This is a genomic window from Marinimicrobium alkaliphilum, from assembly GCF_003259155.1.
GTDB classification, from domain to species: domain Bacteria; phylum Pseudomonadota; class Gammaproteobacteria; order Pseudomonadales; family Cellvibrionaceae; genus Marinimicrobium_A; species Marinimicrobium_A alkaliphilum.
Window position 1 is genome coordinate 91,199 of sequence record NZ_QGMQ01000007.1, and the last position, 19,621, is coordinate 110,819.

General features: G+C 60.5%; 15 protein-coding genes. 10 read left to right on the forward strand and 5 right to left on the reverse strand.

Annotated features, from left to right (window positions below):
- Positions 1-48 precede the first annotated feature (48 nt).
- The 8 genes from DKW72_RS12470 (at position 49) to DKW72_RS12505 (ending at position 12,696) form a co-directional block, all read left to right on the forward strand.
- Positions 49-1,179 (forward strand): efflux RND transporter periplasmic adaptor subunit, encoded by a 1,131-nt coding sequence (locus DKW72_RS12470; protein WP_111642713.1) that lies wholly within the window; start codon positions 49-51, stop codon positions 1,177-1,179.
- 2 nt (positions 1,180-1,181) lie between these two features.
- On the forward strand, positions 1,182-4,325 hold the full coding sequence (locus tag DKW72_RS12475; RefSeq protein WP_111642714.1) for an efflux RND transporter permease subunit: 3,144 nt from the start codon (positions 1,182-1,184) through the stop codon (positions 4,323-4,325).
- Positions 4,318-5,754: an efflux transporter outer membrane subunit gene (locus DKW72_RS12480; RefSeq protein ID WP_111642715.1), complete on the forward strand. Its 1,437-nt coding sequence runs from the start codon at positions 4,318-4,320 to the stop codon at positions 5,752-5,754. The genes DKW72_RS12475 and DKW72_RS12480 overlap by 8 nt, the downstream gene beginning before the upstream one ends.
- Positions 5,755-5,942: 188 nt before the next feature.
- Positions 5,943-6,104: a hypothetical protein gene (locus tag DKW72_RS12485; protein ID WP_198411337.1), complete on the forward strand. Its 162-nt coding sequence runs from the start codon at positions 5,943-5,945 to the stop codon at positions 6,102-6,104.
- Positions 6,094-7,431 (forward strand): alpha/beta fold hydrolase, encoded by a 1,338-nt coding sequence (locus DKW72_RS12490; RefSeq protein ID WP_111642716.1) that lies wholly within the window; start codon positions 6,094-6,096, stop codon positions 7,429-7,431. Before DKW72_RS12485 ends, DKW72_RS12490 begins: the two co-directional genes overlap by 11 nt.
- Positions 7,432-8,238 carry an MlaA family lipoprotein gene (locus tag DKW72_RS12495; protein ID WP_111642717.1) on the forward strand — a complete coding sequence of 269 codons (807 nt, stop codon included), beginning with the start codon at positions 7,432-7,434 and terminating at the stop codon, positions 8,236-8,238. It begins immediately after the preceding gene.
- 196 nt (positions 8,239-8,434) lie between these two features.
- The gene (locus DKW72_RS12500) at positions 8,435-9,553 is read left to right on the forward strand and encodes an efflux RND transporter periplasmic adaptor subunit (RefSeq protein WP_198411338.1); all 1,119 of its coding nucleotides are present in this window, start codon (positions 8,435-8,437) and stop codon (positions 9,551-9,553) included.
- Positions 9,550-12,696 carry an efflux RND transporter permease subunit gene (locus DKW72_RS12505; RefSeq protein ID WP_111642719.1) on the forward strand — a complete coding sequence of 1,049 codons (3,147 nt, stop codon included), beginning with the start codon at positions 9,550-9,552 and terminating at the stop codon, positions 12,694-12,696. The genes DKW72_RS12500 and DKW72_RS12505 overlap by 4 nt, the downstream gene beginning before the upstream one ends.
- 41 nt (positions 12,697-12,737) lie before the next feature.
- Here the strand turns inward: DKW72_RS12505 and DKW72_RS12510 are convergent, their stop codons facing one another.
- The 3 genes from DKW72_RS12510 to DKW72_RS12520 form a co-directional block, all read right to left on the reverse strand.
- A complete protein-coding gene (locus DKW72_RS12510) occupies positions 12,738-12,953 on the reverse strand; it encodes a DUF2061 domain-containing protein (RefSeq protein ID WP_111642720.1) in 216 nt (71 codons plus the stop codon).
- A 112-nt stretch (positions 12,954-13,065) separates the two neighbouring features.
- Positions 13,066-13,779, reverse strand: coding sequence for a DUF599 domain-containing protein (locus DKW72_RS12515; RefSeq protein WP_232522402.1), 714 nt, complete (start codon positions 13,777-13,779; stop codon positions 13,066-13,068).
- Positions 13,780-13,910: 131 nt separating this feature from the next.
- A complete protein-coding gene (locus DKW72_RS12520; RefSeq protein ID WP_111642722.1) occupies positions 13,911-15,335 on the reverse strand; it encodes a phospholipase D-like domain-containing protein in 1,425 nt (474 codons plus the stop codon).
- Positions 15,336-15,408: 73 nt separating this feature from the next.
- On the opposite strand from DKW72_RS12520, the gene DKW72_RS12525 reads away from it, so the two are divergent.
- Entirely contained in the window at positions 15,409-16,641 is a 1,233-nt protein-coding gene (locus DKW72_RS12525; protein ID WP_111642723.1) for a right-handed parallel beta-helix repeat-containing protein, read from the forward strand.
- A 53-nt stretch (positions 16,642-16,694) separates the two neighbouring features.
- Positions 16,695-17,450 (forward strand): glycerophosphodiester phosphodiesterase family protein, encoded by a 756-nt coding sequence (locus tag DKW72_RS12530; protein ID WP_111642724.1) that lies wholly within the window; start codon positions 16,695-16,697, stop codon positions 17,448-17,450.
- Positions 17,451-17,645: 195 nt separating this feature from the next.
- Here DKW72_RS12530 and DKW72_RS12535 read toward each other — a convergent pair whose 3' ends face one another.
- Positions 17,646-18,623 (reverse strand): serine/threonine protein kinase, encoded by a 978-nt coding sequence (locus tag DKW72_RS12535; RefSeq protein WP_111642725.1) that lies wholly within the window; start codon positions 18,621-18,623, stop codon positions 17,646-17,648.
- Positions 18,624-18,669: 46 nt separating this feature from the next.
- The gene (locus tag DKW72_RS12540) at positions 18,670-19,467 is read right to left on the reverse strand and encodes a ComF family protein (protein WP_111642726.1); all 798 of its coding nucleotides are present in this window, start codon (positions 19,465-19,467) and stop codon (positions 18,670-18,672) included.
- Positions 19,468-19,621 lie beyond the last annotated feature (154 nt).

Genomic DNA, 19,621 nt, shown 5'->3' on the forward strand with positions numbered 1-19,621 from the left:
TACCGCTATCACTTTGACATCTAAACCAAACCATTGGAGCGTCTGACAATGAACCAATTTTCATTTTCCCGGGTTGCGATTCGCGCCTGTCTGCCTCTGTGTGCGCTGGCACTGATCAGCGCCTGTAGCAGCGAGCAGCAAACGCAGGGTCAGCAGGGGATGCCGCCCGCGCCGGTTACCGTCCAGACCGTTGACCGGCAGAGCCTGACTCACCGCGCCGAGTATGCTGGACGAGTGCGTGGCCTGCGAGAGGTGGATGTCCGCGCGCGGGTACCGGGCATCCTGCAGGAGCGCCGTTACCGGGAGGGCGACGTGGTCGAGCAGGGCCAGACCCTTTTTCAGATTGAGCCCGAGTCCTACGAGCTGGCGGTGCGCAGTGCGGAGGCCGAGCGGGCCGATGCCCGTGCCGCTAACGCCCAGGCCGAGCGCGAGTGGGAGCGGGTCTCTGGTCTGTATGAGCGCGACGCGGTGAGTCGGCGTGAGCGCGATCAGGCCGAAGCCAATCGCGAGGCGGGCAAGGCGCGCCTGGCGAGAGCTCAGTCGGCGCTCGACGATGCCCGGCGCAATTTGCGCTATACCCGGGTGGAGGCACCCGTGAGCGGCATCGCCGGTATCGAAGGCTTCAACGAAGGCAACCTGGTGGAGCCGGGCATGCATTTGACCACCCTGACTCAGCAGGATCGGGTACACCTGCATTTTGCTTTGCCCGAAACCGACGCGGCGATTCAGCGTGCGCACGGCGATCGAGAAGGGGCGAGAGCGGCCCAGCTAATTCTGTCGAGTGGCGAGGATTATCCCGCGCAGGGTCAGATTGATTTCACCGACAGCCGGATCGATCCAGCCACCGGCAGCGTGCGCATGCGTGCTGAATTTCCCAATCCCGAGGGTGACCTGGTGCCAGGCCAGTTTGTGCGCGTGCGGGTGACCCTGGCGGTCTACGACGATATTTTTCTTATCGATCCGGCGGCGGTGAGCCAGGGCCCGGAGGGTCCTCAGGTCTTTGTTGTCGCCGATGACACCGCCGAAGCTCGTCCCGTGCGCCTCGGTCCGGTGGTCGACGGCAAGCAGGTGGTGCACGAGGGGCTGTCCGGCGGCGATCGCCTGGTGGTGAACGGGCACGTGGCGCTGGGGAATGGCGCGCCGGTGCAGGTGGTTCACACCCTGGGCGAGGAGGCGTAAGTATGTCGCGGTTCTTTATTGACCGGCCAATTTTTGCGTCGGTCATCTCGATTCTGATCGTGCTCGCGGGCTTTGCGGCCTTGCGCGGCCTGCCTGTGGAGCAGTACCCGGATGTGGTGCCGCCCCAGGTTGTGGTTTCGGCCACTTATCCGGGTGCCAGCGCCGACGTTCTGGCTGAGGCCGTGGCCGCACCGTTGGAGCAGGAAATCAACGGTGTGGACGACATGATTTACATGGAGTCCACCAGTACCGATGCCGGTTCGCTGCAAATTTCTGTGTCCTTTGAAATGGGGACCGACCCGGATCAGGCAGCGATCAACGTCAACAACCGGGTGCAGGCGGCATTGCCGCGCTTGCCTCAGGTGGTGCGCGACATGGGGGTGCGGGTGCAGTCCCAGAACACCAATATCCTGTTGGTGGCGGTACTGACCTCACCCGATGGCAGCCTGAGTTCACTCGACATGAGTAACTATGCGCTGCTCAATGTGCTCGACGAACTGGTGCGCCTGGAGGGTGTCGGTGACGCCTCCTTGTTCGGTGCTCAGGACTACGCCATGCGCATCTGGCTTGATCCGGAAAAGCTGGCCCAGCATCAACTCAATCCCACCGATGTGGCCGCCGCGATTCGCGAGCAGAATGCTCAGTACGCCGCTGGCCGTATTGGCGCCGAGCCCACAACCAACGGTCAGGCGTTTACCTTTACGGTAACCAGTCAGGGCCAGCTGGACAGCGCAGAAGCCTTTGAGCGGATTATTCTGCGCAGTGATTCAGACGGTGCCACGTTGCGCCTGGGCGATGTCGCCCGCGCCGAGTTGGGTCCCCAAGGCTACGACTTTTCCGCTACCTATAACGGGCAGTCCACAGTGCCCATGGGCGTCTACCTGCAGCCGGGCGCGAACGCCCTGGAGACCGCCGAGCGGGTGCACGCGACCTTTGAGGATTTGGCGACGCGCTTCCCGGACGGGCTCGAATTCAATGTCCCTTACGACACCACCGAATTTATTCAGGTGTCCGTGCGCGAAGTGATCATCACTTTGTTGATTGCCGTGGCGTTGGTCGTGGCGGTCACTTTTCTTTTTCTGCAGCACATTCGCGCTACGTTGATTCCGGTCGCGGCTATTCCCGTGTCTCTGATCGGCACCTTCGCGGGTATGCAGGCCCTGGGTTTCTCGGTCAATATGTTGACCCTGTTCGGATTGGTGCTGGCCATCGGTATTGTCGTGGACAATGCCATCATTGTGATGGAAAACGTTGAGCGCCTGATTGTGGAAAAATCCATGAAGGCGCGCGAGGCGGCCGTTGAAACCATGAAGCAGGTGTCCGGCGCGGTGGTGTCATCAACCCTGGTGCTGGTGGCGGTGTTTGCCCCGGTGGCTTTCCTCGGTGGTCTGAGTGGAGAGTTGTATCGCCAGTTTGCGGTCACCATTGCGGTATCGGTGGTGGTTTCCGGGGTTGTGGCGCTAACGCTGACGCCGGCCATGTGCGCGCTCTTGCTCGATAAGGAACCGCACACCGTCGCCAAGCCCTTCCAGCTGTTTAACCGCTGGTTCGACAAGCTCACCCATGGCTTTGTGGCTGCAGTCAGTTGGTTGTTGCGCCGCTGGATCATCGGTGTTGCGCTTTTTGCCGGATTTTGTCTGCTTACCGTGTTGCTTCTGGTGCGCATGCCCTCTGGCTTGGTGCCCCAGGAAGATCAGGGCGTGGCCATGGCCGTGGGGCAATTGCCAGCGGTGTCTGCGCTGGGTCGCACAGAAGCCGTGCGCGACCAACTGGCCGAACAGCTGGTGGCGCTCGACGGGATTGAAGAGTTCACCGCCTTTGCCGGCTTCGACATGATTGCGGGCTCTCTGCGCACCAACGCGCTGGCGGGCTTTATCAACCTGAGCGACTGGAACGAACGTACCAGCGAGGGCCAGAGTGCCGCCGAGATTGCCCAGCAGGTGATGGGCATGGGTTTCGGTATTCAGGAAGCCAATGTCTTTGCCTTCACGCCGCCTCCGATTCAGGGGCTGTCATTGACCGGTGGGGTTGAGGGTTACTTGCAGGTGCGCGAAAGCGCCGATACGGCGGGCATTGCCCGGATTGCCAACCAGGTGGCGGCGAAAGCCAATGAGCACCCGGCGCTCACCAATGTGCGCACCACCCTGGAGACCAATATTCCCCGCTACCACGCCGAGGTCGACCGGGAAAAAGCCAAGGCCATGGGGGTGCCCATCAATGAAATTTTCAGTACGTTGCAGAGCACCTTCGGCGCCATGTATGTGAATGATTTCACCTACCAGGGCCGTCTGTGGCGGGTGAACCTGCAATCGGAAGCCCAATACCGGAGCCAGCCCGACGATCTGCGCCATGTGTTTGTGCGCAGCAGCAGCGGCGAGATGGTGCCCCTCAGTTCGGTGGTCACGCTTGAACGTCGCGCCGGGGCGGACATCATCAACCGCTTCAATGTCTTTCCCGCCGCCAAATTGATGGGTGATCCGGCGCCGGGCTATACCACGGGTGAGGCCAAGGCAGCGCTGGAGCAGGTCGTCGCTGAGCTGCGGGAGGCGTACGACATGCAGCTGGGCTGGACCGGCGAAGCCTACCAGTTGGACGTGGCTGCGGGCACCGGCGGCGCCGCCTTTGCCATGGGGTTGTTGATGGTGTTTTTGATTCTCGCCGCGCAATACGAGCGCGTCACCTTGCCTCTGGCAGTGGCCACAGCCGTGCCCTTCGGTGTCCTCGGCGCGGCGCTCGCAGGGACCTTGCGCGGCTTTCCCAACGATATTTATTTTCAGGTGGGGCTGTTGGTATTGATCGGCCTGGCGGCCAAAAACGCGATTCTGATCGTAGAGTTCGCCGCTCAAAACCGGCGTGCGGGAATGACCTCGCACGAGGCGGCAGTGACCGCGGCGCGCCAGCGCTTCAGGGCCATCATCATGACCGCTGCCACTTTCATCATCGGCACCTTGCCGCTGATGTTTGCCACCGGTGCCGGTGCCGCCAGTCGGCAGGAAATCGGTACAGTGGTGGTAGGTGGCATGGTGGCCGCCAGCACTCTGGCGCTACTGTTTGTTCCCTTGGCTTACAAACTTTTGGAAGACCTTGCGACCTGGCGTCAGGCGCGCAAAGACCACACCGAAGCAGGAGATGCGAAGCATGCGTAAGCTGATGACAGTGACGGTCGCCATTGCCCTGCTTGGTGGCTGTAGCCTCGGGCCTGACTATCAGGCCCAAACCCTTGATTTGCCCGATGCCTGGCCCGAGCACGACCTGCTTGAGGGGGCCGCGCAAGGTCAGGCGCTGCTCGATTGGCAAGCGTGGTGGACGCGCTTTGACGATCCGGTGCTCAACCAACTGGTCGAGCGGGCGCTGGACGATAACCTGACTCTACGTGCCCAGGTCCAGCGTATTGAACAGGCCCGCGCCCAGCTTGGTCTGGCTCGGGCCAATCGCTGGCCAAGCTTGAGTGGCCAGGCCGATGCCAGCCGCGAACAGCAACCGGAAGCCTTGATGCCCCCGGGTCTGGGTGGTGGCGAAGCGCGCAATCAATTCGTGGTGGCCGGTGCTCTGAGTTATGAACTCGATCTCTGGGGTCGTCTGGCGCGCGAGCGCGAGTCGGCCAGTGCCCAGCTGGAGCAATCAGCTTTTGGCGCGCAAGCGGTGCGCTTGAGTCTGATTGCCGATGTGGTCACGGCGTACTTTAATTTGCGCGCGGTGGAGCAGCAGTACGCGCTCGCCCGGGATGCCCGCATCTCGCGCGAGCGTACGCTGGAGATCGAGCGGGCCCGCTACGACAGTGGCGCGAGCAACCCACTGGCAATACGTCAGGCGGAAGCCCAGCTTGAGGGTGTGCGTGCTCAGTTGCCCGCGTTGCGCCAGCAGGCTGCGATGAGCCGTAATACCCTGGCGATGCTGGTGGGCTACTCGTCGGCGGAGCTGCTCGGGGAATTGGATTTTGGCGAGACCCGTCTGACCGACATTCGCTTGCCCGACAGTGTGCCGGCGATCATGCCTTCGGCGCTGTTGCGTCGTCGCCCGGATGTACGTGCCGCCGAGGCGGGGTTGATCGCGGCCAATGCTCAAATTGGCGTGGCCGAAGCGTCCCGCTGGCCCAATCTCAATCTCACCGGCATGGTGGGCAGTGCGGCCCTTGATACCAGCGATCTTTTTACCGCACCTGCACAGACCTGGAGTCTGGGGGCCAACCTGGCGGCGCCCTTGTTTGACTTTGGTCGCACACGGGCCCGCGTTGAGGCTGCCAAGGCTGGATACGAGGTGGCACAAACCGAGTATCAGTTGGCCGTGACGGGTGCCTTTCGCGATGCCCGGGATGCACTCACGTTGTATGACAGTGCGGAGGAACGTATAAGCGCTATTCGGCGCCAAGTTGAGGCGGTTGAGCAGACCTTGGTGTTGGCCGAGCTGCAATACGAGCGCGGCGCCATTGGGTTTTACGAGTTATTGGATGCACAGCGAGCATTGCTCGATGCTGAAATGGCATTGAGCGAAGCCCTCAGCGATCGCCTGGCCGCAACCGCCACCTTATTTAAAGCGATGGGGGGTGGCTGGCAGCCGGATGCAATGGCTCTGTAAGCGTGATGTACACGTTTTTACAGAGTTTTGCTTCGCACAGCCGGCGGATTCTACTAGGCTATCCAACAATTTTTGGGCCTTTTCAATACTCATGTATTCGCGTAGCTGAGTGTTCAGCGGCCGGTCCATTCAGTGAGGGATCAACGTATGAAAAGTAATGCGGGTGTTGCAGTGACGGTGTTACCCTGATGGGAATGACCGGTGGAACCGGCAGCATCACCGAGCCTGGAGTTTATGCTTCGCCTCTGCCGGCCCAGCCGGTGGGTCAGTGGCGCCGGAATACCGTTCGTTATACCCAGCTCGACGACATCGTCAAGCGCCTCAAACACCTGGAGAAGCGTGCCCATTAAGCGTTCATCGTTGTTGTGTGTCAAAGCTCATGTGTTGCTGGCGCTCTTGGTTTTGGCAGCGAGCGGGCATGGTGGAGAGTCTGCGCCCGATACCGTGCCGGGGAATACGATTCCCGAATCGCTCGCGACCCGCGCGGCCTTGACGCGCACAGTCCATGGCCCCGCTCTCGACGATAGAGCTCAACTGCCCGACCGTATCAACGCCCGGGAGCTTTTGGTGCAAATAGACACCGGCCGCCCGTTGCCGGATGTGTTTTGGTTTAACCGTGATGTGCGTGTCTGGTACGCCGCTCAGTCCCAGCCGGCACCATTGGTAATTGTTGTTGCGGGTACCGGTGGCGGCGCCAATACTCAAAAAAATCAGCTCTTACGCAGGGCGTTATACCAGGCCGGTTACCATGTGCTGACCGTGCCTTCTCCGACCTTTCCCGGTTTTATCGTGGGTGCGTCCAGTACCGGTGTCGCGGGGGACCTTCTGCAGGATGCGGAGGATCTTCACCGGTTGCTGGCCGAAGTTCTTGTGCAACTGTCTGGGCGCTTGGAAATCGACGGCCTGCATGTGGTTGGTTACAGTTTGGGTGGCGCCCACGCTGCCGCACTCAAGGCGCTCGATCAACGCCCCGATGGCCTGGGTATTGAGCGTGTCGTGATGATCAACCCACCGGTGAGTCTGTTTACTTCCATCAGTCGGCTGGACGAACTGTTTTCGGTCAGCATTGGTGACCAGCAGGAAGACATCGAAGCGCTGTTTCGCTGGCTTTATTCGGATCTGGTCAGGATGTATCGCCAGTCTGGATCGCTCGAAATGGATGAACAGTTTCTGCTCGAGGCCGCAGCCCGGTTACTCGAAGGTAGCCGAGAGTATGCGGCGGCAATCGCGCTCACGTTTCGGGTGTCGCTCGTGAATATGTTCTTTGCCGGCGATTATTTTGCCGGCACCGGTGTGGTGGTCGATCCGGATGATCCTCCTACTCGCAGTAGCTCGCTAGAACCGGTTTTACGTGAACTACGAGCCCGCCCCTTTGCGGATTACATGCGTCATGTTTTTGTGCCTTTTTATCTGGCGCGGGAGCCTGAACTGACTGAAGAGGCGTTGATTGCGCGCAGTCACTTGCGAGTGCTCGAGCCTCTGCTCAGTGACGGCTCAGATATTTTTGCGCAGCATTCACGCGACGACTTTATTCTCGGGCCAGACGATATGACCTGGCTGAAAGGTGCGCTTGGCGAGCGTCTGAAAGTGTATCCTGTCGGGGGGCACCTGGGCGGGCTGGGCGAGCGTGAGCAGGTCGACGATCTGCTCAGAATGCTTGAAGGGCGGTGGCCCTAGATGCGCAAGCGTTGTGTATTTCTGCTTATGGTTTTTTCGGCTTTTCTGAGTGGGTGTAGCAGCACCGCCAGTCATGATCTCGACGCCTGTCATGACGACAGCGTGGCGGTGGATAATGGCGCTGATCTGATGTTTGATATCTACGACCCGATGGAGCGGATGAATCGGGCCACTTACCGCTTCAATGCGCGCTTTGACGAGGCGATTCATTGGCCCGTAGCGGTGCGCTACCGACGCTATGTCCCTCGGGAGGCGCGCGCGGGTATTCGCAATGCCTTCAGCAACCTGCGCGAGATCCCCAACACCGCCAACCACATTCTGCAGGGGCGACTCGGGCGCGGTGTACGTACCACAGGCCGCTTTACGCTCAATACCACGCTGGGCCTGCTCGGGTTGTTTGACGTCGCATCGTCGATGGGCATCGACCCGGCGCCGACGCGCTTCGGCGATACTCTCGGGCGCTGGGGATTGGGGGCGGGGCCCTACCTGGTGGTGCCGGTGCTGGGCCCGTCCAATCTGCGTGACGGGGTTGGCGAATTGGCAGACCTGGGGATCGGACGTGTTGTCAATGTCGGTGGCATCTACTCCGGCAAAGAGTCCTGGGCCATGGGTACCCTGCTGGCGGTGGACCTGCGTGAAGGGATTAATTTCCGCTACTACGAAAGCGGGTCGCCGTTTGAATATGAGCTGCTGCGTTTTTTGTATATGCAGAAGCGCGCGATAGAGGTTGAGGGCGCCCGTGCTCGGCGCCCGTCCTTGTGGGGGCGCGCGCCTGAGTGTGAGCCCGGTGAGCGATCTGGATTTTGATCGTTTTGCGTCTTCTCTGCGTACCCCTATAAATGCTTCCCTCAACAACCAAAGGCCAGCTAACACCGGCTAACCATTCTTTACGTTGCTTGTGCCGATCGTGCTGGTGTTGCCCTCGCCATTTGTATGATTTTAACGTAGGGTAGTGAGTCGCCCTTTACCCGGGCCCCATGCAATCTGATAAACGTCTACGATGATGAATATTCCACTGTGTAAGGCTGTGGCGCTGGCCGCGCTTTTTGTGCCGCTGATGTTTGCAACGGCGTGCTCCCAGTCTGACCAGGACGCCAATGAGCCGGGCGGCCGCTCTGAGCGCAAACAACCGGTGATGACCGAAGGTATCGTCTACCAGCGCGAGCTGACGCGGGTTGAGGCCGTTGCCTCCTCGCGCGCGCTGCGCTCAATCGAGCTGCGCCCCTCGGTGACGGGCGAAGTGATGAGTGTCGAGTTCAGCCCGGGCCAGCGGGTGGCTCGCGGGGACGTACTTTTGCGCCTGGATGATCGCGACCAGCGCCTGGCGGTCGAGTTGGCCCAGGTGGAGCTGGAAGATGCCGAGCGCCGTCTCGATCGTTACCGCCGTAGCGCCGGTGCCGGCGGTGTCACCGAGAGCATGCTCGACGACGCGCGCAGCGAAGTCGAGCGCGCACGGATTGCCTTGCGTCGGGCTGAAGTGGATCTGGCGTACCGCACTATCGAAGCGCCTTTTTCCGGTTATGTGGGGTTCACCAACGTCGATCCCGGGGCCTGGGTTTCCACTGCCGATGTCATCACCACCTTGGATGATCGAGACACCTTGTTGGTCAGCTTCCAGTTGCCGGAGACGCTGTTCGGACGCCTGAGCGAAGGTGAGAGGATTGAGTTGCGCACCTGGAACGATAATGCCCTGCGCCTTGATGGCGAAGTGGTCGATGTGGATTCGCGGGTGAATGAAAGCCGGCGTACCTTCACCCTGCGCGCCCACGTGGATAATCCCGGCGATCTGTTGCGACCGGGCATGAGCTTTCGAATTGCGCTCAACCTCGAGGGTAATCGTTATCCACTGGTGCCGGATATTTCCCTGCAGTGGGGTAGTGAAGGGGCCTACGTCTGGACCGTAGAAGACGGCGAAGCCGTGCGGACCTATGTCAATGTGGTACAGCGCACGGACCGTGGCGTCCTGGTGGATGCCGATTTACCGGAAGGCCTGCCGATCGTGACCGAGGGCGTGCACATCGTGCGTGCGGGGATGGATGTGCAGGTGGTCAATACCGCACTGACCCGGAAGGAGCTTAAAGCGCCGCCCAAGGTAGAGGCTGAGAGCGGAGCCGAGTCGTGAGCGCTGCGCAGCAACCCCCCGAAGTCAACGATCTTCCCAGCCTGAGTATTCGCCGGCCGATTCTGGTGCTGGTGATCAATCTTCTGATTGCCCTGGCGGGCCTGGCCGCGCTGCTGGCGGTCGAGGTGCGCGAACTGCCCGATGTCGATCGTCCCATCGTTGTAGTGCGCGCCGAGTACCCGGGTGCCTCGCCCGAAACCATGGATGCGGAAGTCACCAGCATCGTTGAGGGCGCTGTCTCACGGGTTACCGGTCTGCGCAATATTCGTGCACGCAGTGAGGAAGGCAACTTCCGCATGGTGCTCGAGTTCTCCCCGGGGGTATCGATCAACGATGCCGCCTCGGAGGTGCGCGAGGCGGTCAGCCAGGTACAGCGTCGACTGCCCGAAGATGTCGAGCAGCTCTCGATTGTCAAAGCGGACCCCGATGCGCGCTCCATCATCAATATTGCCGCCATCAGTGACACTCTCTCGGACACAGAGCTTACCGAGCGCATCGAGCGCGATATCGTCCCGGAATTGATTTCCGTTGAAGGTGTAGCCGACATCCAGGTGTTTGGCGGGCGCGCCCGCTCCTTGCGGGTGGTCATCGACCCGTTACGCCTGGCCAGCCATGGCCTGGGGATGTCCGATGTGGCTGATGCCCTGCGCACCGCCCCTTTTGACGTCCCCAGTGGCAGTTTTCGTGGGAGCGATCAGGAGCTGCTGGTGCGCGCTGATGCGACCGCAGTCACTGAAGAAGATCTTCGCGACATAGTGATTAGCGGCAATACCCGAGTGGGTGATGTGGCGCGGGTGTTCTTTGCGCCGCGCAATGCCAACTCACTGGTCCGTTTTAACGAACAGCCTGTGGTGGGTATGGGCGTCATCCGCCAGGCGCAATCGAACACGTTGGAAATTTCTGACAGTATTCGCCAGGTTCTCGGCCCGCTGAACGAACGCTTCGCCGATATCGAGCTGACCGTGACGGAAGACGACGCGATTGTTATCAAGAGCTCGGTGCGGGAAGTCATCACCAGCTTGTTGCTGACGGTGGCGATTGTTGTGGCCACCATCTGGTTGTTTATCGGGTCGCTGCGGATCACCCTGGTCCCGAGTGTGGCCATTCCCATTGCCCTGATCGGCACCGTCGCGGCCATCTGGATGATGGGTTTTTCGATCAATGTGCTCACTCTCCTGGCGCTGGTGCTGGCCACCGGGCTGGTGGTGGATGACGCGATTGTGGTGCTGGAAAATATCCAGCGCCGGCGTCAGCAGGGTTTGGGCGCGCGCGCGGCGGCGGTGCTCGGTACCCGGCAGGTGTTTTTTGCGGTGGTAGCCACCACCGCAGTGTTGATTTCGGTCTTCGTGCCGATTGCGCTGTTGCCGAGTACTGCCGGGCGCCTGTTCCGCGAGTTTGGGTTGGTGCTCGCGGTGGCGGTGGCCATCTCTTCGTTTGTCGCCCTGTCGCTGGTGCCGGCGGCGGCCGCCCGGATTTCTCCGGAACCTGCCGGTCGGGCGCATCCGCTGCGCGATCGCCTGGAGCGTTTCGGCCACGCCCTGGCGAACGGCTATCAATGGTTGATCGAGCGGGCCTTGCGCTACGCCTGGGTCACCTTTGGGCTGGCGCTACTGATTGTGGCGGCGGCGGGCTATGCCTACACCCAGGTGCCTCAAGAATTGTTGCCGGAAGAGGATCGCGGCATTCTCTACATCGGTGCGCGCGGCCCCGAAGGCGTGGGAATCGAGTACATGGAGCGCCAGGTCAACGCCATGCACGATATCATTCACCCGATCCTCGAGTCGGGTGAGGCGCGCCTGGCGTTTTCCATCATCGGCTGGCGCGATCCCAACCGCTCGCTGATCGTATTGCCGCTGGCGGACTGGAGTGAGCGCGAACGCACGCAACAGCAAATCGCCGACGAAATTCGCGAACCGCTGCGGGACCTGCCGGGCGTCAGCCTGTGGGTGGGCGCAGGCAACAGTCTGAACCTGCGCGGCGGCGGTGGCGGCAGTAGCGTCGAGCTGGCCCTGACCGGCCCTGACTACGAGAGCATCTACGCGGCCGCTCGCACCCTGATGCGCGAAGTTGAAGAGCGCTACGAACACCTCTCTGATCCGGATATTGACTACGATCCGAACAAGCCGCAATTGTCCGTGGATATTGATCGGCGTCGGGCGTCGGAGCTGGGGGTCGACCTCAACGATGTGGCGACCACCCTGCGCGCCATGGTGGACGGCTTCCGGGTGGTGGATCTGAGTATTGATGACGAGGCGGTTCCGCTGATGCTCGAATCTGCCACGGGGCAGATTCGCAGTCCCAACGACCTGAACAATCTTTACGTCACCACCCGCGACGGTGAGCTCTTGCCGCTGTCGAGTGTGGTGCGTTTGCGCGAAGACAACATAGCCGCGGAACTGGAGCGCAATGCCCAGCGGCGCTCTATCGAGATGGACTTCAACCTCGACAGCGATTATCCCCTGCGGGCGGCGGTGGAAGATGTTCGCGCTGTGGCCAACGAGGTGCTTCCCAACGGCATCGGTCTGGTGTTCCAGGGTGAGGCCCAAACCCTCGACGAAACCTCGCGCGAAGTGGCGCTGACCTACATCATCGCGCTGTTGGTGGTGTTCCTGGTGTTGTGTGCCCAGTTCGAAAGTTTCACCAGTGCGGTGATCGTGATGGTGACCGTGCCCTTCGGTATTGCCGCTGCCATCCTGGCGCTGGTGATTACCGGCACCAGCATCAACATCTATTCCCAGATCGGGCTGGTGATGCTGATCGGGTTGATGGCCAAAAACGGTATTCTGTTGGTGGAGTTCGCCGATCAGCTGCGCGATCAGGGGCACTCTGTCTACGACGCGGTACGCACGGCGGCCCAGGTGCGCCTGCGCCCGATCGCCATGACCCTGATGTCCACGGTGCTCGGCGGCCTGCCCTTGATTCTCAGTACCGGAGCCGGCGCGGAAGCCCGTTGGGCCATCGGCTGGGTGATCTTCGGCGGGCTGGGGTTGGCCGCGATGTTCACGCTGTTCCTCACGCCAGTGGTCTATTTCGGGCTGGCCCGCTTTGCCAAGCCGCGCGCCGCCGAAGGCGATCGTCTGGCGCGGGAGATGAGCGCAGCGCTCACCATCCCCGACACCGCCACCCAGCGCCGGGATTCGTAGGTCGGATTAGCCCGCCGGGCGTAATCCGACTTCGCGGCGTCTTACACTGTCTCGGCAAAGAAGGTTTGCAGCGTCTCTTTGTGGCTCTCCATTTTCTTCCACAGGACTTCGTGGAAGTAGTAGGCCACGGTGTTCACTGCTGGCTCAATCAACGCCACCGCGCCGCCAATAACCAGATCGCCGGTAATCGCATAGGTCACAGAAAAGGCCACAAGGACATGGACAAAGCCGAAGGACAAGGTTTTGGTCTTGGTCATTATCGTTCTCCAGGGAAGGCACCAGGTTCTTCACCATAATAACCAAGCAATATTTTTAATAAAGTTAATTGATTTTATATCTTTGATTGTAAAAAGGTATGGATTCGGCCTGTCACTCCGTTTTCTCCGAACTTATCTCGTCCACCAACGTTTGCAGCGGCTTGGAGCGAAACTCCCGTCGGTAAAGCACCGCCATGACTAGGGTCGTGGCCAATACAAATAGCCAGGTATTGAGCATCCAGGGCAACACCGCCAGGGAGAAATAGTAGGCGCGCAGGCCGTAATTGTAACTGTGTCCGGCCTGGTCGATGATTTTGGCCGAGTGATTGGCGTAGCGGTGCCGGGCCTCGTCGGACACAGTGGCATCGTTGTGCAGTGGTGCCGCGCCCAGCAGGATGGCGCTAAAGCCGTACTGGCGCACGGCCCAGGTCAGGGTGAAAAAGGCATAGGCGTAGATGCCCAGCATCAGCATGATTTTAAACTGCAGGTGCCGTGGGGTCATGTCGCTGTTGGCAAAGGGCAGGCTCACCAGGGTGTTATGTACCTGCTCGATTGAGGCCATGATCGTGACCAGACCGGCAATAATAAAAATCGAGGTAGAGGCCAGAAACGTGGCTTGGCGTTCCAGCTCCGCCAGCAGTGCGGTGTCGCCGATCCGGTTATCCCGGCGCAACATGTTGTGCATCCATTGCTTGCGATAGATTTGCAGCACCGAGGACAGGTTGTAAGAGCGCCGGGCTCGGTGTCGGGCAAAGCTGGCATAGCCAAGCCAGACGGTAAAAAACCAAAGCACGGCGGCCAGGGTGGTCAGATCCTGTGGCGTCATCGACATCGTTCCGCTGGAGGGGGTTGTTTTAGCGAGCATAGCACAGCCTTGCAACAGCGTTACCGGACAGCGGGTTGCGCGGGCGCTCTCGTTCGCCTATATTGTACTATCATAATATTTTAAGGTGGTTGTTAGAGGTAGCTTGAAAACAGCCAGAACGCAGCGTCGCGTATACGTTGCCACAGCGGACGCCCGTCGAGTGACTCGAGGGTTACCGGGGTGCTGACAGCGATCGCTCGCTGGACGTGAGCCTGCAGCTCCAGCGCCAGTTCGTCATCGAAGACTTCGACGCCCAGCTCAAAGTTCAGGCGCAGACTGCGCGCATCCAGATTGGCCGAACCGGCCAGCACATAGTGGTCGTCCACAATCACCAGTTTGGTGTGCGCAAAAGGCGCGGGCTTGTAGTAGACCGCCACGTCCCAGAGCACCAGCTCCCAGAGCATGTTGCGGGAGGCCCAGTCGACATAGGGCAGATTGCTGCGTTCGGGCAGCACGACGCTGACCTGTACACCGCGCAGCACGGCCGCCTGGAGCATGGCAATCATATCGGCGCTGGGGAGAAAGTACGGCATCATGATGGTGATGCGCTTGCGCGCTGCGGCAAAGACGCCGTTCAAGGTCATAGCCAGGTGATTAAGGGTATCGTCCGGGCCGTCGTCGATCACCCGGCAGCGGGTATTGCCGCTCGGCTCCGGGGGGGTGGGGGGAGGAACTTCGGTACCGGTCACCATGTGCCAGTCGCGCCCGAACAGTTCATGCAGGGCGCTGACCACTGGCCCGCGGGCCTGAAAGTGTACATCTTCGGTGGGGTGGCGGTTGTCCTCCGCTTCGACCATGTGCCGGTGATCAACATTGATGCCGCCAAAGAAACCGACCCGGTTATCGATTACCGCAATTTTGCGGTGGTTGCGCAGATTGATATCGAGTGTCGGCGGGAGCAATTGCGGCGGCGCGAAGAGCGCGACCTTCACGCCGGCGCGACGCAGCGGTCGCAGGGCACGGCGAAACGAATAGAGTGCGCCCACGCCATCAATCATCACGCGGGTGTCGACACCGCGCTCGGCGGCCCGACAGAGCGCGTCGATGACCTCGCGGGCGACGCCGTTGGCGGCGAATAGATAGCTGGAAACAAAAGCCAGGTTCTCGGCGTCGTCGAGGGCGCCGATCAGGCGCGGGAAAAACGCTTCACCGTTATAAAGCGCGGTGACATGGCTGCTTTTGATCAGTGGGTGACGGGTCGCCCGGCCTCCGACTTCAGCCAGGTGTGGGTGGGGCATATGGCCAAGTAGCGGCTCGTGAAAAGGCCGATCGGTGCGGGTCGAGCGTTCATAACCAAAATGCAAGGCGGGTATACGGCGACCGGTAAACGACTTGGCCTTGGTGCGCACCCGATTGATGCCGAAGAGAAAGTACAGCAGCGGTCCGGCGATGGGAAAGATAATGATCACCCCCATCCAGCCCAGCGCAGCGCGGTGATCGCGCTTGCAGATGAGTGCGTGCAGAACCGCCGCTGACATGACGACCAAATGAAAAACGGCTATTAGCCAGTAGAGCATAGGCGCACCCGTCCTTTGATGATTTTCGTGAAGTAATCTGTGAAACCAATAACAAGCGACAAGGAGCTTAACAATGAATAATTTTCGACACCTGTCTCTGGGGGTTCTCGTGAGCCTGCTGCTGGCCGCCTGCGGCAGTGATAGTAGCCCGCCGCCCGCTACTCCCGAGGACCAGTCCGGGCATAGTAGCAGCGCTTCATCCGAGCCGCCACTGGACGATATTCCCCGGGCAGAGTTTGAGCATACCTTGGAGTGGGATCTGTCGGCGTCTCTCAATGCGCTTGAGGCGGGCGTGGTGGCGGATGACGGCACGGATCAAACCGACGCGCTCAATGCGGCCGTCGATCAGGTCTACGACGACCAGGGGCTCGATACCCTGTATATCCCCGAAGGTGTGTATCGGGTAGCGGGTAATCTGAGGCCGCGCGCCGGGGTCAATATTGTCGGTGATGGTATCGGCAAAACGGTACTGGTGCGCAACAACCCCGATGGCTATCTGGTGGCCGCCGCTCGCGACCGGGATCTTGCGGACGTGGTCATCGCCAAACTCAGTTTGCACAACCCGGTGCGCACCGTACTGTTGCAGAATGTCAGCAACCTGGCCTTTCGGGAAGTGGAGTTTCACGGCGGCCTGGTGCGTTTTGAAGGCAGCAGTTACGTCACTATCGACAGCAGCTTGTTCCTGGAAAACCAGGCGTCCGCCGCCTACTCCAGCGACCAGTGCGAGCACATGACTCTCACCAATAACACCTTCAACTCAATCGTCGATGGCAGTATCAATCTCAGTCGCCATTCCCACAGCTACGTGGCGAACAATACCATTACGGCCGATCACGTGATCCAGTCCGGGTATGCGGGTATTCGATTGCCCAACAATGCGCACAACAACCTGGTTGAGAACAACACCATTACCAACCACGGTCGAGGGTTATTTGTATTGTCCAGCTCGACCCATAACACGCTGCGCAACAACGTCGTGGATACCACCGCCTATCAGGGTGTCTTTATTGAGGCGTCGGACAACGTCTTTGAGGGCAATACGGTAATCAATGCCGGGGATGAGGCGTTCCTGGTGCAGGATGCGGTGGCCGAATCGTCGCCCACGCCGTCAATCGCCGATCGCAATGTGATTCGGGATAATATCATTGAAGATACTCGTGCTATGGGTGGAGAGCGCAACTACGGGCTGCGGATTTATGGGGATAACAATACCGTGACCGGCAACTCGGTTTCGACTGAATTTGGTCGAATCTGCAAGGACATTGGGGCGACTAATACCGAGAGCGATAATGTCTGCGTTGAATAGCGGGAGCTGCTAAGCTAGGGTTTCTGCCAATCGACCCCGGAGGTTTATCCAGCATGAGCGGCACCGCCCGGTCTCGTACAGCTCAACCCCAGGCGCTTTGGATCAGCCATCGCGGCGCCTGCGCGACGGCGACGGAAAATACCGCTGAGGCGTTTCGCGCGGCACGCGCCCGGGGCTTTACCCACCTGGAAACCGATTTGCGCTCGACGGTTGACGGCGAGCTGGTTCTGGCTCATGACCGGAACCTGCGCCGCATCAGCGACTGGGATCTCGACGTGTGTGAAAGCACCCGCGAGCAATTGGCCGAAGTGCGTCTGAACGGCGGCGAGGCGCTGCTGTTTTTTGATCAGTTTTTGCCCGAGTTTGCCGACGTCCACTGGATTTTTGATATCAAGCCCGAGCAAGGTATGCGCACGCTCGATACGCTGTTTGACTGGTGGCAGAAGCCGGATTGGCGCGAGTTTTTCAAGCGTCGAGTGCGCTTGCTGCTCTGGGATAAACGTCAGCAGCAATACCTGCTTGAGCGCCACCCGGAGGCCGTTTGTCTGGCCAGTGTCAGTGAGTGCCGGCGTGCCGGTGTTGCCTGCTTGTTGGGGCTGCCGGTGTTTGGTGGGATTGAACCGGGAAAAACTTATGCCCTGCCGCCACGCCTGGGGGGGATCAACCTGATGCGCCCGGCGATGATCGCACGTTTCCGTCGGTACGGTGGCCGGGTGTTGTCCTATCTGCCGGAGACCGAAGACGATGTTCGCCACTCGTTGGCGGTGGGGGTCGATGAGGTGCTCACCAACCACGATATTATTGAATAGGATAGGTGCCTCAGTGTCGGATTACGCCCTGCGGGCTAATCCGACCTACGCGATACACCGTGCCATTGCTTGAGTAGGTCGGATTAGCGAAGCGTAATCCGACAATAAGGCACCCAACCCGATACCCCGCACCATCGTCCGAGTAGGTCGGATTAGCGAAGCGTAATCCGACACTGAGGCACCCAAGCAAAAAACTTAAAACAACGCCAACGGCGGCTCGTCCAACGCCGCCAGCTGCTCGCGCAACTCCAGAATATGCTCGCCCCAATAACGCTCGGTATTGAACCACGGAAAACTGTGCGGAAATGCCGGGTCATCCCAGCGCCGGGCCAACCAGGCGCTGTAATGCATGATGCGCAGGCTGCGCAGCGCCTCGATCAGATTCAGCTCGGCAAAATTGAAATCACAAAATTCCTGATACCCCTCCATGATCTCCGACAGCTGCGCGGTCTGCTGCTCGCGCTCGCCCGATAACAGCATCCACAAATCCTGCACCGCCGGGCCGTTGCGGGCATCGTCGAAGTCCACAAAGTGAGGCGCGTCGTGGCGCCAGAGAATATTGCCCGGGTGGCAATCCCCGTGCAGGCGGATGGGGGTGTACTCGACCTGCTCAAACACCCGTTCGAGGCGCGCGATCAGGTCGGCGCCCAGAGTGCGGTAGGATTCGCGCAGGTTGTCCGGAATAAAAGCGTTATTGAGCAGGAAGTCGTAGCTGTCTCGGGCGTAGCTTTGGATATCGACCGAAGGCCGCTCGGCAAAGGGGCGGGTTTGACCCAGCGCGTGAATGCGCCCGATCACCCGGCCCAGGGTGAGCAACTGGTCGAAGTCGTCGAGGTTCGGCGCGTGGCCACCCTGGCGCGGGTAGAGGCTGAAGCGGTAGTCGCTGAAGCTGTGTAGGGTCTCGCCCTGGGCGTTGGCCAATGGCGGCACTACCGACACTTCCAGATCCGCCAATGCCTGGGTAAACACATGCTCTTCCAGAATCTGCGCGTCGCGCCAGCGGGCCGGCCGGTAAAATTTCGCAATGAGCGGTTCTGCGCCCTCAATACCCACCTGGTAGACGCGATTCTCGTAGCTGTTCAGGGTCAGCACCCGGGCATCACTCAGATAGCCGCAGGCCTCAACGGCGTCGAGCACCAGGTCCGGAGTCAGGCGTTCGTAGGCGTGGGTCATGATCAATGGGCGCTCTGGCAAATGGGTGGAGCGCCATTGTACGCACTTATGCTTCGGGATGTTGAGCCGGGTCCCGGCGGTCGGGCTCGGGCGTGCGCGCCAGCGCCCACAAGTGCACCTCTGCCGCGCCTGCACCCAGCAGGACCTGGCTCACCACTCGGGCAGTGCTGCCGGTGGTGATCACATCGTCGAGCAGCGCCACACACTTGCCCTTGACCGCTGCCAGTGTCGACGGGTTGATGCGAAAGGCGGAGTGCAGGTTGTGCAACCGCTGACGACGGCTCAGCCCCTGTTGCGTGGACGTGCGGCGTACCCGGCGGCATACCCGCGTCGCCACAGGGATGTCCAGGGCCCGTTGCAACTGTCGGGCGAGCAGGTCGCTCTGGTTGTAGCCCCGCGCCAGTCGGCGACTCCAGTGCAGCGGTACAGGGACGATCAGCTCGGGCCAGGTTAGCTCAGGGTGTTCGTCGTAATGGTGCTCTATGTGGGCGGCCAGACATTGTCCCAGGGCGCGCCCAGCCGCCAGTTGGTGCTTGTGCTTGAAGTTGTGGATCAGAGCGTCGAGGGGAAAGGCGTACCGAAAAGGCACCACAGCGTGCTCAAATCCGGGTGGTTGCTGCAGACATTGCCCGCAGCGTTCGGCGGCACTGTCCAGAGGCAGGGCGCATTGGACGCAGTGGTGGGTATCGAGATAGGGCAGATGATGGACACAGTCCGGGCACAGCAGTTCGCCCCCCAGCGGGGTCGTGCACAACAGGCAGCGGGTCGGCAGCAACTGATTGCCGAGCGTCGGCACGGCGCGCCACAGGCGTTGGGAGACGCGGTGAAGAGGGAAGGTGAGCATCGTTGTGACCTCCGTGTTACCAATGCCAGGGCTTAACATTATAGATCGGATCGCCCGTCACGCAAGTTTGCGTCAGTTAACCCTTTTTCAGTTTTTTGGTTGACAGCGGTTTGGGGGCCGCTAAGATAGAGGGCTTTGACATTTGACAGCCCTT

What these genes read in the sequence shown, in the direction of transcription:
- DKW72_RS12510 (WP_111642720.1), bottom strand. Translation starts at nt 12,953, where the DNA reads ATGACCAAGACCAAAACCTTGTCCTTCGGCTTTGTCCATGTCCTTGTG.
- DKW72_RS12495 (WP_111642717.1), top strand. Translation starts at nt 7,432, where the DNA reads ATGCGCAAGCGTTGTGTATTTCTGCTTATGGTTTTTTCGGCTTTTCTG.
- DKW72_RS12515 (WP_232522402.1), bottom strand. Translation starts at nt 13,779, where the DNA reads ATGACGCCACAGGATCTGACCACCCTGGCCGCCGTGCTTTGGTTTTTT.
- DKW72_RS12485 (WP_198411337.1), top strand. Translation starts at nt 5,943, where the DNA reads ATGGGAATGACCGGTGGAACCGGCAGCATCACCGAGCCTGGAGTTTAT.
- DKW72_RS12520 (WP_111642722.1), bottom strand. Translation starts at nt 15,335, where the DNA reads ATGCTCTACTGGCTAATAGCCGTTTTTCATTTGGTCGTCATGTCAGCG.
- DKW72_RS12475 (WP_111642714.1), top strand. Translation starts at nt 1,182, where the DNA reads ATGTCGCGGTTCTTTATTGACCGGCCAATTTTTGCGTCGGTCATCTCG.
- DKW72_RS12525 (WP_111642723.1), top strand. Translation starts at nt 15,409, where the DNA reads ATGAATAATTTTCGACACCTGTCTCTGGGGGTTCTCGTGAGCCTGCTG.
- DKW72_RS12530 (WP_111642724.1), top strand. Translation starts at nt 16,695, where the DNA reads ATGAGCGGCACCGCCCGGTCTCGTACAGCTCAACCCCAGGCGCTTTGG.
- DKW72_RS12470 (WP_111642713.1), top strand. Translation starts at nt 49, where the DNA reads ATGAACCAATTTTCATTTTCCCGGGTTGCGATTCGCGCCTGTCTGCCT.
- DKW72_RS12540 (WP_111642726.1), bottom strand. Translation starts at nt 19,467, where the DNA reads ATGCTCACCTTCCCTCTTCACCGCGTCTCCCAACGCCTGTGGCGCGCC.
- DKW72_RS12535 (WP_111642725.1), bottom strand. Translation starts at nt 18,623, where the DNA reads ATGACCCACGCCTACGAACGCCTGACTCCGGACCTGGTGCTCGACGCC.
- DKW72_RS12480 (WP_111642715.1), top strand. Translation starts at nt 4,318, where the DNA reads ATGCGTAAGCTGATGACAGTGACGGTCGCCATTGCCCTGCTTGGTGGC.
- DKW72_RS12500 (WP_198411338.1), top strand. Translation starts at nt 8,435, where the DNA reads ATGAATATTCCACTGTGTAAGGCTGTGGCGCTGGCCGCGCTTTTTGTG.